Annotated in this window: 17 protein-coding genes; 4 read left to right on the top strand and 13 right to left on the bottom strand. The window is 63.7% G+C overall.

Annotated features, from left to right (window positions below; translation table 11 throughout):
- Positions 1 to 171 precede the first annotated feature (171 nt).
- The 6 genes from EV700_RS14185 to lgt all read right to left on the bottom strand — a co-directional run bounded on the left by EV700_RS14185 (position 172) and on the right by lgt (position 4246).
- Entirely contained in the window at positions 172 to 372 is a 201-nt protein-coding gene (locus EV700_RS14185) for a hypothetical protein (RefSeq protein WP_130414945.1), read from the bottom strand.
- Positions 373 to 443: 71 nt separating this feature from the next.
- The gene (gene msrA, locus EV700_RS14180; RefSeq protein WP_130414943.1) at positions 444 to 971 is read right to left on the bottom strand and encodes a peptide-methionine (S)-S-oxide reductase MsrA; all 528 of its coding nucleotides are present in this window, start codon (positions 969 to 971) and stop codon (positions 444 to 446) included.
- A 32-nt stretch (positions 972 to 1003) separates the two neighbouring features.
- On the bottom strand, positions 1004 to 1510 hold the full coding sequence (locus EV700_RS14175) for a dihydrofolate reductase (protein ID WP_130414941.1): 507 nt from the start codon (positions 1508 to 1510) through the stop codon (positions 1004 to 1006).
- A gap of 33 nt (positions 1511 to 1543) precedes the next feature.
- Entirely contained in the window at positions 1544 to 2632 is a 1089-nt protein-coding gene (locus EV700_RS14170) for an MBL fold metallo-hydrolase (RefSeq protein WP_130414939.1), read from the bottom strand.
- Between the two features lie 4 nt (positions 2633 to 2636).
- Positions 2637 to 3431, bottom strand: a complete 795-nt coding sequence (locus tag EV700_RS14165) for a thymidylate synthase (RefSeq protein WP_130414937.1) — start codon at positions 3429 to 3431, stop codon at positions 2637 to 2639.
- Complete coding sequence (gene lgt, locus EV700_RS14160; protein ID WP_130414935.1) at positions 3428 to 4246, bottom strand: prolipoprotein diacylglyceryl transferase; 819 nt, start codon at positions 4244 to 4246, stop codon at positions 3428 to 3430. The genes EV700_RS14165 and lgt overlap by 4 nt, the downstream gene beginning before the upstream one ends.
- Before the next feature lie 71 nt (positions 4247 to 4317).
- Between lgt and EV700_RS14155 the strand changes: the two genes are divergently transcribed.
- Positions 4318 to 5082 carry an NRDE family protein gene (locus EV700_RS14155; protein WP_130414933.1) on the top strand — a complete coding sequence of 255 codons (765 nt, stop codon included), beginning with the start codon at positions 4318 to 4320 and terminating at the stop codon, positions 5080 to 5082.
- Between the two features lie 45 nt (positions 5083 to 5127).
- Here EV700_RS14155 and EV700_RS14150 read toward each other — a convergent pair whose 3' ends face one another.
- Together EV700_RS14150 and EV700_RS14145 are read right to left on the bottom strand one after the other, a co-directional pair.
- The gene (locus EV700_RS14150; protein ID WP_130414931.1) at positions 5128 to 6081 is read right to left on the bottom strand and encodes a metal-dependent hydrolase; all 954 of its coding nucleotides are present in this window, start codon (positions 6079 to 6081) and stop codon (positions 5128 to 5130) included.
- A gap of 30 nt (positions 6082 to 6111) precedes the next feature.
- Positions 6112 to 6975, bottom strand: coding sequence for a M24 family metallopeptidase (locus tag EV700_RS14145; RefSeq protein WP_130414929.1), 864 nt, complete (start codon positions 6973 to 6975; stop codon positions 6112 to 6114).
- Between the two features lie 210 nt (positions 6976 to 7185).
- On the opposite strand from EV700_RS14145, the gene EV700_RS14140 reads away from it, so the two are divergent.
- The 3 genes from EV700_RS14140 to EV700_RS14130 all read left to right on the top strand — a co-directional run bounded on the left by EV700_RS14140 (position 7186) and on the right by EV700_RS14130 (position 10472).
- Positions 7186 to 7848: a TetR/AcrR family transcriptional regulator gene (locus tag EV700_RS14140; protein WP_165391491.1), complete on the top strand. Its 663-nt coding sequence runs from the start codon at positions 7186 to 7188 to the stop codon at positions 7846 to 7848.
- 14 nt (positions 7849 to 7862) lie between these two features.
- The gene (locus EV700_RS14135) at positions 7863 to 9479 is read left to right on the top strand and encodes an AMP-binding protein (protein WP_130414967.1); all 1617 of its coding nucleotides are present in this window, start codon (positions 7863 to 7865) and stop codon (positions 9477 to 9479) included.
- A gap of 108 nt (positions 9480 to 9587) precedes the next feature.
- Positions 9588 to 10472, top strand: coding sequence for an SDR family NAD(P)-dependent oxidoreductase (locus EV700_RS14130; protein WP_130414925.1), 885 nt, complete (start codon positions 9588 to 9590; stop codon positions 10470 to 10472).
- Here EV700_RS14130 and EV700_RS14125 read toward each other — a convergent pair.
- From EV700_RS14125 to EV700_RS14105, 5 genes are all read right to left on the bottom strand, one after another.
- Positions 10459 to 12036, bottom strand: a complete 1578-nt coding sequence (locus EV700_RS14125) for an FAD-dependent oxidoreductase (protein ID WP_130414923.1) — start codon at positions 12034 to 12036, stop codon at positions 10459 to 10461. The two genes, EV700_RS14130 and EV700_RS14125, sit on opposite strands and share 14 nt — an antisense overlap.
- On the bottom strand, positions 12033 to 12479 hold the full coding sequence (locus EV700_RS14120; RefSeq protein WP_130414921.1) for a hypothetical protein: 447 nt from the start codon (positions 12477 to 12479) through the stop codon (positions 12033 to 12035). The genes EV700_RS14125 and EV700_RS14120 overlap by 4 nt, the downstream gene beginning before the upstream one ends.
- 13 nt (positions 12480 to 12492) lie before the next feature.
- On the bottom strand, positions 12493 to 13173 hold the full coding sequence (locus EV700_RS14115; RefSeq protein WP_130414919.1) for a TetR/AcrR family transcriptional regulator: 681 nt from the start codon (positions 13171 to 13173) through the stop codon (positions 12493 to 12495).
- 87 nt (positions 13174 to 13260) lie between these two features.
- The gene (locus tag EV700_RS14110) at positions 13261 to 14661 is read right to left on the bottom strand and encodes a sensor histidine kinase (protein ID WP_165391490.1); all 1401 of its coding nucleotides are present in this window, start codon (positions 14659 to 14661) and stop codon (positions 13261 to 13263) included.
- On the bottom strand, positions 14648 to 15325 hold the full coding sequence (locus EV700_RS14105) for a response regulator (protein ID WP_130414915.1): 678 nt from the start codon (positions 15323 to 15325) through the stop codon (positions 14648 to 14650). Before EV700_RS14105 ends, EV700_RS14110 begins: the two co-directional genes overlap by 14 nt.
- Between the last annotated feature and the right edge of the window lie 201 nt (positions 15326 to 15526).

Here is a 15526-nt window from a genome sequence, read left to right as displayed (position 1 = left end):
GATGGTAGTGTGGCATTCGCCATGTGAGAGTAGGTCATCGCCAGACACTTAACACCAAAACCCCCTTGCCGGAAACAGCAAGGGGGTTTTGCTTTATGGAGTCGGAGGATAGGGCGCTTTTAGGGCAGGCGTTTTATAAATACTGGGGCACCTATCTATCGTCGTTTCGACTCAATGATGCGGCATATGATGAGCCTCGCGTGCATCGTGGCGGATCGTTTCCTCAATCTGGTGTAGAAGGCGCAGCGTTTCCTTCATGGCTTCGGTATCTGCTCCGGCGTCTTTCGACATTTGTTGCTGCATGGCTTCCAGTTGGGTAATTTGTCGGTGGATGGTGCGCGGATCGACATCGCGCAGAGTAATCGTGGTCATGTCGGACTCCCTGTGAGTCAAGCTGAAGGCTGTCATTATTGATATAGACCACGGAAGGGCAGGTCGCCAGATTACTTTTGCCAATCCTTGAAGTACTGCCGGAACTTGAGCACCTTCGGGGCTACGACGAACTGGCAATAACCCTGTTGCGGGTTACGGGCAAAGTAATGGTGGTGATAGGCCTCGGCAGGATAGAACACCGGATTGGCGGCGACTTCTGTGACAATCGGGGTGGGAAAGGCGTTTGCTTGAGTCAAGGCTTCAATGACGGCCACGGCCTCTTGGTGCTGACTGTCGGATTGGCAGAAGATTACCGAGCGGTACTGTGTGCCGATATCATTACCCTGGCGATTGAGGGTGGTCGGGTCATGGATGGCGAAAAAAACCTCCAGGATTTGCCGGAACGTGATGATGGTTGGGTCGAAGCAAATCTCGACGACTTCGGCATGACCGGTAACGCCGGCACAGACTTGTTCGTAGCTGGGATCGGGCCGATGCCCGCCGCAATAGCCCGGGGTAACCCGATCCACGCCCCTAACCTGTTCATAAACGGCTTCCAGACACCAGAAGCAACCTCCCCCCAGAACGGCGATTTCCATACAACACTCTCGTCAATTGGCGACCTGCGGTCTTAGTGCGTGCGCTCGTAGATGACAAACCGGTAATGAGTATCCGCAGGCTCGTAATAATGCGCCTCGCTGCCGATTTCTCGCCATTGAACAGAATCGATTGGCGGAAAAAAGGCATCGCCCTCCACGGTCTTTTGGACTTCCGTGAGATAAAGGCGGTTGGCGTGCGGCAGGGCCAGCGCATAAATTTGGGCGCCGCCGATCACGAACACATCTGCGTTACCATTGATTTCACTGATTTGTGCGGCTAAGGCCAGTGCGTTCTCCAAGGTGGCGACGACTTTCACGCCTTCGGCTTGATAGCCAGAGCTGCGGCTGATGACAATATTGGTGCGGTTCGGTAATGGCTTGCCGATGGACTCGTAGGTCTTGCGACCCATGATGACCACACCGCCGGTGGTCAGGCGTCGGAAGTACTTGAGATCTTCCGGTAGATACCAGGGCAGTTGGTTGTTGATGCCGATACAGCCGTTTTCAGCGACGGCGGCAATAAGTGCGAGACGGGGCATGAAGATGACCGATGGTTAAGATATTCGTGCATTCTAGTGAGTCGGCGGCCGCCAGTCATCTCCGGCTCTTATCCGGGTTTCCCCATGCCGTAGCAGGAAGAAGTCGTCCTCAGTGAGTCCGGCGGCCTGTCGGGCGCGTGCCAGCGCGCGCGGCGGCTCGTCCAGAGGTTCATCGGACAGTTCAAACGTTCCCCAATGCATGGCTACCGCGCGTCTGGCGCGCAAGCGTGACCTGGCGTCGACGGCTTCGGCCGGGTTGATATGGGCGGGCTTCATCATCCAGCGTGGTTCGTACGCACCAATCGGCAAGGCGGCCAGATCAAAGCCGCCGGTTCTGGCGCCAATGGTGTCCAGGTCGGTCGAGAGCGCAAAGTCCCCGCCGAAAAAGAAGCGCACCTGCGGGCTATGGACGGACCACGCTCCCCACAGGCGGTGGTTACGGTCGAGGATGCCGCGGGCGCACCAGTGCTGCACCGGTAACAGTTGCAGTTCCACGCCCGCCAAGCGTTGGCTGTCCCACCAGTCCAGCCCGTGTAGGTAACGGCTGTCGCCGTGCGTGACATGTCGTGCCAGCCAGTCGTTGATGCCCAGCGGTGCGTAGATTTCCGGCGGCCCGCCTTCCTGTTGATAGAGGCGGCGGATGCTGGGCAGGTCGAGGTGATCGTAGTGGTCATGGGAGATCAGCACGGCGTCGATATGCGGCAGCTTTTCCAGCGGCACGCCGGGCGGCTGATGTCGTTTCGGACCGAGGAAGGAGACCGGAAAGGCTCGATCGGAAAATACCGGGTCGGTGAGGATGTTCAGGCCGGCGGTTTGCACCAGCAAGGTGGCGTGGCCGATCCAGGTGATCGTGGTATCCGTCCTGTTGTGCGCGAGGTAGTCCACATCGGGGGCCTGTGTCGGAATCGGATCGGTCGGCGGCTTGGGCGGGAGACCTTGCCAGACACGTTGCCATTGCCATTTCAGGAAGGCCAGGTCGAGCTGCCGGGGCGGCTGGTGCAGATTGCGGAATCCTTCCGGCGTGTGATGGGGTTTGGCGGGATCGTAATAGGGGTTGTGCGCGGCGCATCCCGCCAGCCCCAGGGTGATCAACAGCATCAGGGGCGGCAGGAGGGCGCGCATCGGGTCAGACCGCGACCGGGGCCTTGATGGCCGGATGCGACTGATAATTTTCCAGTGTGAAGTCTTCGTAGCGGAAGCCGAAGATGTCCTTGACCGCCGGGTTGAGGCGCATGGTCGGCAGCGGCAGCGGTTCGCGGCTGAGTTGGAGCTCGGTCTGTTCCATGTGGTTGCTGTAGAGATGGCAGTCACCGCCGGTCCAGACTAAATCGCCCAGTCCCAGATCGCAAACCTGCGCCAGCATCATCGTCAGCAAGGCGTAGCTGGCAATGTTGAAGGGCACGCCGAGAAAGACGTCGGCGCTGCGCTGGTAGAGCTGGCAGGAGAGCTTGCCGTCGGCGACGTAGAACTGGAAGAAGGCATGGCAGGGGGGGAGGGCCATGTTTTCCACTTCACCGACATTCCAGGCGGAAACGATGATGCGGCGGCTGTCCGGATTGGTCTTCAGTTGCTGCACGACTTGGCTGATCTGGTCGATATGGCGGCCGTCGGCGGTGGGCCAGCTGCGCCACTGGTAGCCGTAGACCGGCCCGAGGTTGCCTTCCGCATCCGCCCATTCATCCCAGATGCTGACGCCGTTTTCCTTGAGGTAGCCGATGTTGGTGGATCCCTGCAGGAACCACAGCAGTTCGTGGATGATCGACTTCAGATGGACTTTCTTGGTAGTGACCAGCGGGAAGCCTTCGGCGAGATTGAAACGCATCTGGTGGCCGAAGACGGAGCGGGTGCCGGTGCCGGTGCGGTCTTCCTTGTAGGTGCCGTGGTCGCGGATATGCCGCATCAGGTCGAGATACTGTTTCATGACGGCTGGCTCGCGGTCGGGGTTTTCGGGAAGCGATAGGCCAGCACCAGCAGCAGGATGCCGACCAGGATCAGCGGGGTGGAGAGCAACTGGCCCATGGTCAGCCAGTTGAAGGCGATATAGCCTTTGTCGGCATCCGGTTCGCGGAAGAATTCGACAAAGAAGCGGGCGCAGCCGTAGCCCAGGGCGAAGATGCCCGCGACGGCTTTCTCGGGGCGCGGCCGGCTGGAGAACCACCAGGTCACGGCGAACAGCAGCAAGCCTTCCAGCGCACCTTCATAGAGTTGCGAGGGGTGACGCGGCAGGTGGTCGACATGGGGGAAGATCATCGCCAGCGGATAGTCCGGGTTGGTGACCGGGCGGCCCCACAGTTCGCCGCCGATAAAGTTGCCCATGCGGCCGAAGAAAATGCCCAGCGGCACCAGCGGCGCCACGAAATCCATGACATTCCAGAAAGTCATCTGGTACCGGCGGGCGTAGATGACCATCGCGGCCATGACTCCGAGGAAGCCGCCATGGAAACTCATGCCGCCTTTCCAGACCTGATAGATCCAGCGCGGGTCTTCCAGGAAATGATCGAAACTGTAGAAGAAGACGTAGCCGAGACGGCCGCCCAGTACGACGCCCATGGCGGCGTAGAAGATCAGGTCGGAAATCTGTTCGGGATTCTGCTGCCACAGCGGCTGGTTGCGGGCGCGGTACTTGCCCAAGGCGTAGGCGGCGGCGAAGGCGCACAGGTACATCAGGCCGTACCAGTGGACTTTCAGCGGGCCGAGGTGCACGGCAACCGGGTCGATTTGGGGATACACTAACATCAGCGGCGTTCTCCGGGACAAGGCCGACATTCTAATCGAAAACCGTTCTTACTCCATGTCGAGGTTCTGTTATGTGTCTGATTGTCTTTGCCTGGCGGCGGGTTCCGGGGCAGCCGCTGGTGCTGCTGGGCAACCGCGACGAATTCTACGCCCGTCCCGCCACTGCCGTCCGTTTCTGGGAAGACGCGCCGCACCTCCTGGCCGGGCGGGATGAACAGGAAGGCGGCACCTGGCTGGGTGTGACGCGCAGCGGCCGCTGGGCGGCATTGACCAATTACCGGGAGCCGGGCGGCATGCAGCCGGGTGAGTTATCGCGCGGCAAGCTGGTGGCGGATTTCCTGAAGGGGGATGACGATCCGCTGGCGTTCCTGACGGCGATTGCCGGTGAGGCCGGGCGCTACAACGGCTTCAACCTGCTGGTCGGAACCCGTGAGGAAGCGGCGGTCTTCAGTAATCGGGGCACAGCCCTCCGCTTGCTGGAGCCGGGGCTGTACGGGCTGAGCAACCACCTGCTGGACAGTCCCTGGCCGAAGACGCAACGCCTGAAGCAGGGGCTGGCCCAGGCGCTCCGGCAACCTTGGCAGGAAGATCCGGCGCAATTGATGACCTGGCTGGAGGACGTGACGCCGCCCGAAGACGACGAGTTGCCGGATACCGGCGTCGGTCTGGTCTGGGAGCGGTTGCTGGGTACGGCCTTCATCCGTTCCCCCATGTACGGGACGCGGGCCTCTTCCTGCCTGCTGCTGGGCGAAACGCGGGCGCGGCTGATGGAGCAGACCTGGGTGCAGGGCGAGCGAGGCGAGTGGGTGGATATCGGATTTGCGTATGAGGATTGAGACCGGAGGCGGGCGTCTTCTGCCCGCGTTCCGGTTGTTCCTGTTTCAGGCGGCCTTGAGCGCCGTGTCGCGGTAGGCCTCGGCTCCCGGAGAGTTGGCGAGGTAGGCCAGCGCTTCCTCGGTGGAGCCTTCGTGCAGCGGGTTGTACCACGGGCTGAAGAACGGCAGTTGCTGCCAGGCCAGCCATAACGGTGAGGGCAGCGCACCGCTGCGCGACACCCGGTGCCATTCCAGCCATACCCACGGTTTCCACACGGCCGGATTGCGGTCGGCGAAGCGCGGATCCTGACGCAGGATATGCGCCGCGCCGTCAACCCAGAGGCCGAAGACCATCGGCGTGGCGATACAGGCCAGATAGTAGCGGGAGAGATAACTGCCGCCGAGGTGGTTGTAAAGGTCGAAGGCCACGCAGCGGTGTTCGACTTCCTCGGCGCCATGCCAGCGAATCAGGTCCAGCAGCACCGGGTCGGCGTTGAGCGTGTCCCAAGTCTTGTTGCGCAGGGCGTAGTTGCCCAGCACGCAGGTCATGTGTTCCACTGCGGCGATGATGCCCAGCCGGAACACCAGCCAGTCCTTCTGCAGGAACTCCGGCGTCTTCAGGCCCAGCGGATTGTCCGCCAGCAGGTCTTCAAACAACCATTCCATGATGCGGGTGTTCCGCTCGGTATTGATGCCGCGTGCGTTCAGGTATTCCTGGATGGCGGAGCCGTGGGCGCGGGCGTGCATGGCCTCCTGGCGGATGAACATCTGCACGTCATCGCGCAGCTTTTCATCGGTGACCATGGGCAGCGCCTTGTTGTACAGGCGGCAGAACCAGAACTCGCCGGCCGGGAGAATCATGTTGATTTCATTAATGAAGTGGCTGGCATAGGGGTGGTTCGGCAGCCAGTCCAGCGGCGTGTTGGTCCAGTCGAAACGGACCTTGCGCGGCGTCAGCCGGTAATTGGTGGAGGAAGCGGCCTTGCGGGCGAGGCCGGTGAGACGGGACAGAAGGCTCATGGCGGATATCTCCGGAGTCAATGCGTGAGGTCAGGCGGGCCAGACGCCGCGGGCTTTCCAGCGGCGGACGTGCGGCACATCGTCGTCCAGCCACCAGGCGTCGTCTTCCGTCACGACCAGTAATTCTTCCCATTTCGCACCCACGCCTTTGAGGCCGAGATGCGGCTCGACGGCCCACAGGCCGGGCGTTGGCGGATGATTGGAGGCCTCGCTGCTGTTCCAGATCGGGCTCCAGCCTTCGCGACTGCCCTGAACGAAGTCCCGCACCAGTTCGCTGACATTGCGCACGCCGAAGCGGGCGATGGCGAGGTGGCTGGGGCGGCTGTCGTCGGGCAGCTTTTCGATGCGGTGCGCCAGCGTTTCAAAGGGGTATGCCTTGTGGCGCGGGTCGTAGCCGTGCTTCGCGCAAAGGGCGTCGACGGCGCGGCTGATCTCGGCCAGCGGCTTGCGCTGTTTGGCCATCGTCAGGATCAGCCGGCGGTATTGCAGCAGGTCGTCCATCAGCCGGTCGAGTTCGGGGCTTTCACCGAGGACGCCGCAGTAACCGATATCGGCGGTGCAGCCGCGCAGGGTAGGCGCGCAATCCAGAATGAACGGCATGTTTTCTTCGAGGCGGCGGAAGCCGGGATAGAACGCCGGGTTGAAGCCTTTCAGCTGCTTGAGGGCGATCAGGCCGCGAAAGGCCGTGCGGTCGCCGAACCAGGCAAAGGGCTGGTGGAAACAATCGTCCGCGCCGTGGTCAAGCAGGTAAGTCTTCATTCGGGCGGCGACCTGACGCTCGGTCATGCCGGGACGCATTTCCCCGGCAATGGTTTCGGCGCAGTCGTAGGCGAGACGCTGCGCTTGGCGGAAGCGGGCGAGCTCTTCCACGGTATGGTGCATGGAGGCGGTCATTTCGCGATGTGTCCTTATAAAATGTAACACTATACGATGTAATAATAATTCGCGTTCCTGTCAATAAAGGCTAGACGGAACGGGGTCGGATTGTCGGCTACCCGACAAACGGCGGTCTGCGGGGCATGATCGGAGGTCTGTCCGGGCGGCTGACTATTGACTGAAATCGTTGGAATGCTATTTTGAACGCTGTTCAAAATGGGTGTGGCCATGACGGCGTTGAAAAGCAAATGGGGAGATCGCGAGGCCCGCCGGGAAGACATTCTGGCCGCGGCGCGCACATGCCTGGCCGAGCAGGGGCTGCAGGCGCTGAATATCCGCGATATCGCGCGGATGGCGCAGCTGAGTCCCGGCACGGTTTACACCTATTTCGCCAGCAAGGAAGAGCTGTACGCCACCCTGTACGCCGAGCGGATGGAGGCCTTGCTGGAGGAGTTGCGTCCGGTATGCGCCGCCGCGCCGGATCTGGAGTCGCTGTTTATCGCCATCGCTGAGCTTTACTTGCCGATGTACCGGTTGTACGGACGTGAGCTGAATGTGTGGTCGCGACAGCGCGTGGCCGGCCGCGAGCCCACGGCGCTGGAGTTAAGGCTGTTGTCCGCGTCACGCAATCTGTTTGCGCCGGTATTCAGCGCCGCCTTGCGGCTGTCGGCGGACGAGCAACTGATTCGGGCGTATCAGGCGCGGCCCGGTGAGGTGATGGCCTTGTGCTGGATATGCCTGACCGGTTTGGCCGAGCATTACAGCGGCGATCGCGGGCAGATGCATGGTCAGACGTATGAAGCGGTGGCCAGGCTGACGATCCGCACGCTGCTTGCCGGACTGAAGAGCCTGACGCCCCCCGAAGACCCCACCAATACGAATCAAGGGTAGACATGAAGCGTTTAATGAAAGAGCGGCTGTTGCAGGGCGCGCAGGCGGGGGAGTACATGCTGATCGCCGGGGTCGGCCTGACCCGCGCGGGCATCCTGGCGCCGGTTCGTCCGGACCGTCTGGCGCGGCTGGCGTGGCGTTCGCTGCATGAAGGAGCGAATTTCGCCACCTTGTTGACCGCCGCCGCCGTCCGCTTCCCTGACCGCATCGTCATTGAAGATGACATGGGCGCCCTGAGCTATGCCGATCTCGACGCCCGTGTACAGGCGATCGCGGCGGCGCTGGCGGCGGACGGCATCGGCGCGGGCGATACCGTGGCGCTGATGTGTCGCAATCATCGCGGTTTTGTCGAAGGCCTGCTGGCGGTGTCGCGGCTGGGAGCGGATGTGGTGCTGCTGAACACCGAGTTCCCCGCGCCACAGCTGCGGCAGGTGCTGGACCGCCATGCATTGTCGCTGGTGATCCATGACGGCGAGTTCAACAGCGTCTTCGTCAAGGCCGGTTATGAAGGTCGCCGGGTGCTGGCGGACTCGCAGGGCGCGCCCGGCAGCCTCTGCAGCCTGGCGGCGCGTCACGAACCCGCGCCCGGTCCCCGCCGGCAGGGACAAATCATCATCCTCACCTCAGGCACCACCGGCGTGCCCAAGGGCGCGCCGCGCAAGACTCCTCCGCTGGCGGCCGTCGGACCGATCGCGACGCTGTTCAATACCCTGCCGTTGCGTTCCGGCGAGCCGGTGCTGATCGGACCGCCGCTGTTCCACGGTTTCGGCCTGGCCTTCCTGGCCGTGGCGCTGTCGCTGGGCTCGACGATGGTGCTGTGTCGCCGCTTCGAGGCCGACAAGGTGGCGCAGTTGCTGGTGATGCACCAGGTGAAAACCTTCGTGGCGGTGCCGGTGATGCTGCAACGCCTGCTGGATATTCCGGCGGTCGGCCGTTTCAGCTGGTCCTTCCGTCATCTCAGCACCGTCATTTCTGCCGGGGCACCGTTGGGGGCGTCGCTGGCGACGCGCTGGATGGACACCCACGGCGAGAACCTGTTCAACCTGTACGGCTCGACCGAAGCCGGAGTCGGCACGCTGGCGACGCCGCAGGACCTGCGCGCCGCGCCCGGCACCGTCGGACGGATGCCGCTGGGCACCGACCTGCGCATTCTCGACAGTGACGGCTGCGCCTTGCCCGCCGGGTTGCCCGGCCACATCTGCGTGCGCAGCGGCATGCTGTTTGAAGGCTATGTGGGCGGGGGCAGCAAGCCGATGCTGAACGGCTACATGAATACCGGCGATATCGGCCATGTCGATGCCGAAGGACGTCTGTTCGTGGAAGGGCGCGAGGACGACATGATCGTGTCTGGCGGTGAAAACGTGTTTCCGCTGGAAGTGGAGGAATGGTTGTCGGCGTACCCCGGCGTGGTGGAGGTGGCCGTGGTCGGCGTCAAGGACGAGGAGTTCGGCCAGCGCCTGAAGGCGTTCGTGGTAGCGGGCGCGGATGCGGATTTCGGGCCGGAAACGCTGAAGGGCTTCTTGCGGGAGCGCATTGCCCGCTACAAGGTGCCGCGCGACATCGTGTTGGTGGCGGAGTTACCGCGCAATGCGACCGGCAAGGTCTTGCGCGGGCAGTTGGCTTCCCGGTAGTCTGGTTGGCCCGGCCAAGCGATTGGTCGGGCAGGGCAGTCAATGACGATCCGGGTCGGGACTGCTAAACCGTTGCTATGCGCCCACGTCGCCTGAAGGAGCCTCCGCATGTCAGCCGCCCCAGACCAATACACCCCGCCTGCCTGGACCCGGCCGCTGGCCTGGTTCACCAATCCCCACGGCCTGAACGATGACCGCCGCCTGCGCGAAGCGGTGCAGGGCAAGACGGTCATGGTTACGGGGGCTTCGTTCGGCATTGGCGAGGCGACGGCGAAGAGACTGGCGTCGATGGGCGCGAAAGTGCTGCTGGTGGCGCGCACCCAGGACAAGCTGGAGGTGGTGGCGCAGGCGATCCGCGCCGCCGGTGGCGAGGCGGTGGTCTATGCCGTCGACCTGAGCAAGCCCCATGACGCCGCCGCTCTGGCCGAGCGGGTGCTGAAGGAACACGGTCATCTGGATATCCTGCTGAACAACGCCGGGCGTTCGATCCGCCGTTCCATCCACGAGTCTTATGACCGTTTCCACGATTTCGAACGGACGATGGCGATCAATTACCTGGGACCGGTACAGCTGGTGTTGGGCTTTATTCCGTCGATGCGCGCCCGCAAGCAGGGCCAGATCATCAATATTTCCACCTGGGGCGTGAAGATTCCGCCGGGCGCGAACTGGGCGGCCTATCAGGCGTCGAAGGCGGCGTTTGACGTGTGGCTGCGCAGCGTCTCCACCGAGATCAAGCCGGACGGCATCGACGTCACCTCGATTTATCCGGCGGTTGTCTATACGCGCATGAGCGCGCCGACCAAGGCCCTGCACCACATGCCGGGCATGTCGGTGGAAGAGGCCGCGCATGTCATCGAGCGCGCCATTGTCGAGCGGCCGGACGATATTTCGCCGCCGTGGCTGTGGGGCATGCAGGTGGCGTCGGTGACGCTGAGCAAGCCGGTGCGCTGGCTGATGCAGAAGACCTACCGGCCCGCCTTCACGAAGCGCTAGGAAACCGCGCCGCAAAGCGCTCCGCCAGCGCCGTGATCGTCAGGCTGGGGTTGACCCCGACATTGGCCGGAATCGCGGCGCCGTCCACCACGTACAACCCCGGATAGCCGAAGACCTCGTGATTGCGGTCGATGACGCCGTCTTCCGGGTGTGCCGCCATCACCGCCCCGCCGAGGATGTGCGCCGTCACCGACAGGTTCCCCACGCTTTCCATCAACGTATTCAAGGGTGTGCCCTGGCTGGCCTCGGCAAAGGCGCGCGCGGCGGCATTGGCTTGCGGCAGGTAGGACGGCGAGCGCCCGCCCTTGCTGATCCGCGACTTCAGGCCATGGCGGAAACCACGCAGGATCGTCCGGCCGTAGCCGAAGGCCAGTTCGTTGTCGGCCTGCTGCATCACCGTCAATACCGAGATGCGCTTGTACCAATTTCCGGCTCGGAAGGAGCGGGTGCTGGCCAGCGGCTGCGCCAGGAAACGCCACAGCGTGCGCAGCGCCCGTCGCAGCGGGTATTCCCCGTCCACCAGCGGCCCCATGTACCACTTCATGAAGCTGTAGCTTTGCGGAAAGCGGTTCTGGGTGATGTGCGTCTGCGCGTCCGCATAGAAATGGCTGGAAATGGTGGCACCGTGCGTGACATCGGTCGCCGGGTCGTCGGCGAGGATGCCGACGATGGCTTCGCTGTTGGTGCGAACGTGTTCGCCCAGCGACGTCGGGAGGTCGGGCAGGGTGCGGTAACGGTCGCGGCTGGCGAACAGCAATTCCTGCGTGCCCAGCGCACCGGCGGCAACGATGACCTTGTCCGCCCGCAGGGGCGGCAACCGCAGCGTGCGGTCCCAGGGATGACGCTGGTGCACCAGATAGCCGCCCCCGGCCAGCGGCTCGATATGCGTGACCTGCCGTTCGGGCTGGATCTGCACGCCGCGTTTTTCCGCCAGATACAGGTAGTTGCGGTCCAGCGAATTCTTCGCGCCGTAGGCGCAGCCGGTGATGCAGCGCCCGCACTGGTTGCAGCCGGTGCGGTCCGGGCCTTCGCCATCAAAGAACGGGTCCGCGACCGCCTTGGCCGGGTCGCCGAAGAAAATGCCCTGCGGCACCGGGCCGAAGCTGTCCGCCGCGCCCATTCGTTCGGCCACACCGCGCAGCCAGTCGTCCTGCACGCCGTGATAGGGATTGACGGCGACGCCCAGCATGTGGCGAGCGGTGGCGTAGTGCGGGGCGAGCTCGGCGCGCCAGTCGGGGCTGAGCGCCGCCCAAGCCGGGTCGCGGTAAAAGGCGTCACGCGGCTCCAGCAGCACGGCGGCGTAGACCAGGCTGCCGCCGCCGACGCCGATACCGCGCACGATGCCCGCATGACGGAAGACATCCTGCGCGAAAAAGCCCTTCAACCCGAGGGCGGGAGCCCAGGCCAGCGCCCTCGGATCGGTTCCGGCCTTGGCCATCGCGGCGTCATCCAGCCTTTGCCCCTGTTCCAGCACCGTGACGTGCCAGCCTTTTTCCGCCAGCCGCAGGGCGCTGACGCTGCCGCCGAATCCGGAACCGATGATGATGACGGTCTTGCCGCTCATGCGTCACGCTCCAGCAGGAAGGGGAAGGCGAAATGGCGAAGCAGCGGCAGGTTGATGACGGTCATGCCGAGCAGGGTGCGCTCGTCCAGCGCCCGCAGTTCATCGGTGACCCAGCGCCAGGGCACGGGGCCGTCCGCGCCGTAGCTGAGCGCGGCGACCTGGCCGCCGTCAATGCTGGACGGGCATTCCCGGCATTGCATGGACAGCGCTTCACCGCTGGTAAGTACGTTGGTGGCGCGGCCCGGGGTCAGGAAGCGCTTGCCCTGCCAGCCGCGCAGGCCCGACAGGGCGACGCCGGGGCGGCCGCCCAGCCGCAGCCACCACGGGCCGATAAAGCGGGCGCGCCAGAAACCGGCGCGCTGGGCGAGGGAAGGCAGGTCGGCCGTGGCGAAACGATGTTTCAGGGTGGCGAGCGAGGCGTGGGTCAGGGCAGGTTCGGACATGGTGTTCTCGGGATCAGTTCAGGGTAAGGCCAAAACGGGCGGCCCAGTGTTCGGCGGTTTGCCAGTCGTCATGGTCGCCCAGCAGGCCCAGCATCAGTCGCAGCATGAGACGCAGGGTTTCCCGCCAGCGTTCGGGGTGGTGTTCCGGCTGCAGCAGGAACTGGTACCCCAGGTATTCCACCCCCTGCAACAAGGTGTCGATCGCCAGCGCTGAAGGCGCGGGGCGTCCGGCATCGCGCAGCAGGGCATGCAACAGCTCGCCGACGATGGCCAACGTCCGCTGCCGGTGCCGCGAAGCCGGAGAGTGCGGGTTGTGCAGTTCGGCAAAGAGCGTCGGCAACAGCGGGGCAATATCCGCGCTTTCGCCCCATTGCCGCCACGCGTGCAGCGCCATGCCCATGCGCAGGAAGGGATCTTCCTCCGCCGGGGAGGCCGACAGCATGGCGTCGATCAGGCGGTCGTTCAGGGATTGCAGCAAAGCATCGGTAATGGCGGGGGCGTCGTCGAAGTATTTGTAGAGGGTGGGGCGGGACAGGCCCGCGGTCGCGGCCACCATATCCAGCGTCAGGCCATGAAATCCGGTACGGGCATAGACCTTGCCGGCACTGTCGAGGATGAGGCGCCGTGTTGCCTGTTGCCGGGCGGGATCAGCGGCGGGGCGGCCGCGCGGCCGTCCCGGTTCGGGTGGATTCATGACGTGCCGCACAAGTGAGGATTGCCAGGAATTTAATTTACACTGACGTAAGTGTAAATGTGATTTCCGGCCTCCTGACAGGCGGTATCAGCGGTGCTGGATCGAGGCCGGGAGAGGCAGGCGGACGGTAACGATCAGCCCGGTTCCCCGGGGCGGCGTTTCCAGAAGGATATCGCCGGCATGCTGGAGAACAATCTCGCGGACAATGGCCAGTCCCAGACCGCTGCCTTCCGAACCGGCCAGCGGCGAGCGGTAGAAACGTTCGAAGGCGCGCGCCTTTTCCGCGTCGGTCAGGCCGGGACCATTATCCTGGATCCGGATCACCGCCCGGTCTTGCTCGATGAAGAGGCTGGTGACGATGCGTCCGCCCTCGGGGGTATAGCGAATGGCGTTGTCGATCAGGTTGGCCAGCATTTCCCCCAGGAAAAAGGAGTTTCCCTGAACCGGTACGGGGCCGCTCGGAATTTCCACCCGAAGCTGCTGCGATTTCCGGAGAGTGGCGGGCGCCAGGGTGGCGAGCACCTCCTCCATCAATGCCCCCAGGTCAACCGGCTGCACCTCCATTTGCCGGTCCGGTCCCGGCTCGGTGCGGCTCAGGTTCAGCAACTGGTTGACCAGCCGTTCAAGCCGGCTGGCTCCCCCGACCAGACCGGTGACGCTGGCTTGCCAGTCCTGCTCGCTGCGGGCGCGTTGGGCCAGCTCCGCCTGCGCCTTGATGACGGTGACCGGCGTCCGCAGTTGGTGCGCCGCGTCGGCAATGAAGCGCTGGCGGATGTCCAGCGCCTGCTTCAGTCGCGCCATCAGGCTGTTGATGGCGCGGATTTCGTCGCGCACTTCCACCGGAATGTTCTCCGCTTCCAGCGGGCTGAGGTCCAGATGGGAGCGGCTGGCCAGCGCTTCGCTGATCTTGCGCAGCGGGATCAGGCTGTGTCCGATCCCCAGCCACAGCAACACGGCGACGCTGAGGACCAGCAGCGCCAGCGGCGCCATCATGAAGGCATAAACGGCGTTCGCCAGCATTTGCCGCTTAAGGGTGGTTTCGGCGACGGCAATGTGCACCATGACATTCTTGCCCGCCAAGGGTTGCGGGAACGACATTCCGGCCATGCGCACCGGCTGGCCGTCCAGCCGGTCGTCCTGGAAACGCATTTCTCCGGCTTTGGCGGGCACGGGCGGCAAGGCGCGGTTTCCGGCCAGCCGGCGGCCCTGGGCGTCGGTAACGCTGAAATAGACCCGGTCAATTTCGTCGTACTCGATGATTTTCTGTGCGGTTCGCGGCAGGTTGATGCTGACCTGTCCCGCGCCGGTGTCCAATTGGGAGGCGAGGGAGCGCACCATGTCGTCGAGCGACCGGTCGTAGACCATGTTGGCGACATAAATGACGGCGTAATACGTTGAGGCGCCCCAGAGGAACGCCAGCGCGGTGACCGGCAGCATGACCCAGAGGAGCAGCCGCTGGCGGACAGACACCCGTTCAGGCAGTTTCAACCGGAACCTCCAGCAGATAGCCGAGGCCATGGATGGTGCGGATGCGGACCCCGCCCGCATCCAGCTTCTTGCGCAGACGGTGAATATAGACTTCGATGGCGTTGGGACCGATTTCCGAGTCCCAGTCGCTCAGGCGGTTCGCCAAACGGCTTTTGATGACGACTTGCCCCAAACGCTGCATCAGCGCCTCCAGGATTTCCATTTCACGGACGGACAGCGGCAGGGGCTCGCCGCCCAGCGTGGCCTGACGATGAGTGGTGTCCAGCGTCAGCGGCCCGGCGCTGAGGAGTGCGGGGTTGTCGCCGGCCCGTCGCAGCAAGGCGCGCACGCGCGCTTCCAGCTCGGGCAGGGCGAACGGTTTGGTCAGGTAGTCGTCCGCGCCCAGATCCAGTCCGCGCACCCGGTGATCTATGTCATCCCGCGCGGTCAGGATCAGCACCGGCGTGCGATTGCCCCGCTGACGCAGCCGTTGCAGCACCTCCAGCCCGTCCATGTACGGCAGCCCCAGGTCCAGGATCGCCAGGTCGTAGGGGTCCGGCAGGTTGAGCGCGTGATCGGCCTGTCGTCCGTCGCGGGCGGTGTCGACGGCATGATGATTCTGCCGCATGGCTTCGACCAGCGTGGCCGCCAGCGCCGGATCGTCTTCCGCGATCAGTATCCGCATCTGAAATTCTCCTGAAAGGACTTTGTAAGCACTGGCCGCCTAGCCTTGCGTCCGCCGGTGACTGCAGGGCCGGAGCCTATCCCTTCGGCCGTTTCCCGCGTAGCCGTCGCCGCTGTTTTTCTTCCGTTGAATCGTCCTGAAGTACACGCATTATGTTCGGTCATTTTACAAAAGTCGCGCCCGGGATTTGCCTGGTTTTCG

The sequence above is a fragment of the Fluviicoccus keumensis genome (assembly GCF_004217445.1).
In the GTDB taxonomy this organism is placed as follows: domain Bacteria; phylum Pseudomonadota; class Gammaproteobacteria; order Pseudomonadales; family Moraxellaceae; genus Fluviicoccus; species Fluviicoccus keumensis.
Note: the sequence above shows the minus strand (reverse complement) of the source record. Positions and strands in the feature narration are given on the sequence as shown.

Bases quoted from the DNA above. Each gene is read 5' to 3' on its own strand.
- lgt (WP_130414935.1), bottom strand. From the start codon at position 4,246: ATGTTAGTGTATCCCCAAATCGACCCGGTTGCCGTGCACCTCGGCCCG.
- EV700_RS14130 (WP_130414925.1), top strand. From the start codon at position 9,588: ATGTCAGCCGCCCCAGACCAATACACCCCGCCTGCCTGGACCCGGCCG.
- EV700_RS14175 (WP_130414941.1), bottom strand. From the start codon at position 1,510: ATGCCCCGTCTCGCACTTATTGCCGCCGTCGCTGAAAACGGCTGTATC.
- EV700_RS14125 (WP_130414923.1), bottom strand. From the start codon at position 12,036: ATGAGCGGCAAGACCGTCATCATCATCGGTTCCGGATTCGGCGGCAGC.
- EV700_RS14150 (WP_130414931.1), bottom strand. From the start codon at position 6,081: ATGAGCCTTCTGTCCCGTCTCACCGGCCTCGCCCGCAAGGCCGCTTCC.
- EV700_RS14170 (WP_130414939.1), bottom strand. From the start codon at position 2,632: ATGCGCGCCCTCCTGCCGCCCCTGATGCTGTTGATCACCCTGGGGCTG.
- EV700_RS14155 (WP_130414933.1), top strand. From the start codon at position 4,318: ATGTGTCTGATTGTCTTTGCCTGGCGGCGGGTTCCGGGGCAGCCGCTG.
- EV700_RS14105 (WP_130414915.1), bottom strand. From the start codon at position 15,325: ATGCGGATACTGATCGCGGAAGACGATCCGGCGCTGGCGGCCACGCTG.
- EV700_RS14135 (WP_130414967.1), top strand. From the start codon at position 7,863: ATGAAAGAGCGGCTGTTGCAGGGCGCGCAGGCGGGGGAGTACATGCTG.
- msrA (WP_130414943.1), bottom strand. From the start codon at position 971: ATGGAAATCGCCGTTCTGGGGGGAGGTTGCTTCTGGTGTCTGGAAGCC.
- EV700_RS14145 (WP_130414929.1), bottom strand. From the start codon at position 6,975: ATGACCGCCTCCATGCACCATACCGTGGAAGAGCTCGCCCGCTTCCGC.
- EV700_RS14165 (WP_130414937.1), bottom strand. From the start codon at position 3,431: ATGAAACAGTATCTCGACCTGATGCGGCATATCCGCGACCACGGCACC.
- EV700_RS14115 (WP_130414919.1), bottom strand. From the start codon at position 13,173: ATGAATCCACCCGAACCGGGACGGCCGCGCGGCCGCCCCGCCGCTGAT.
- EV700_RS14120 (WP_130414921.1), bottom strand. From the start codon at position 12,479: ATGTCCGAACCTGCCCTGACCCACGCCTCGCTCGCCACCCTGAAACAT.
- EV700_RS14185 (WP_130414945.1), bottom strand. From the start codon at position 372: ATGACCACGATTACTCTGCGCGATGTCGATCCGCGCACCATCCACCGA.
- EV700_RS14140 (WP_165391491.1), top strand. From the start codon at position 7,186: ATGACGGCGTTGAAAAGCAAATGGGGAGATCGCGAGGCCCGCCGGGAA.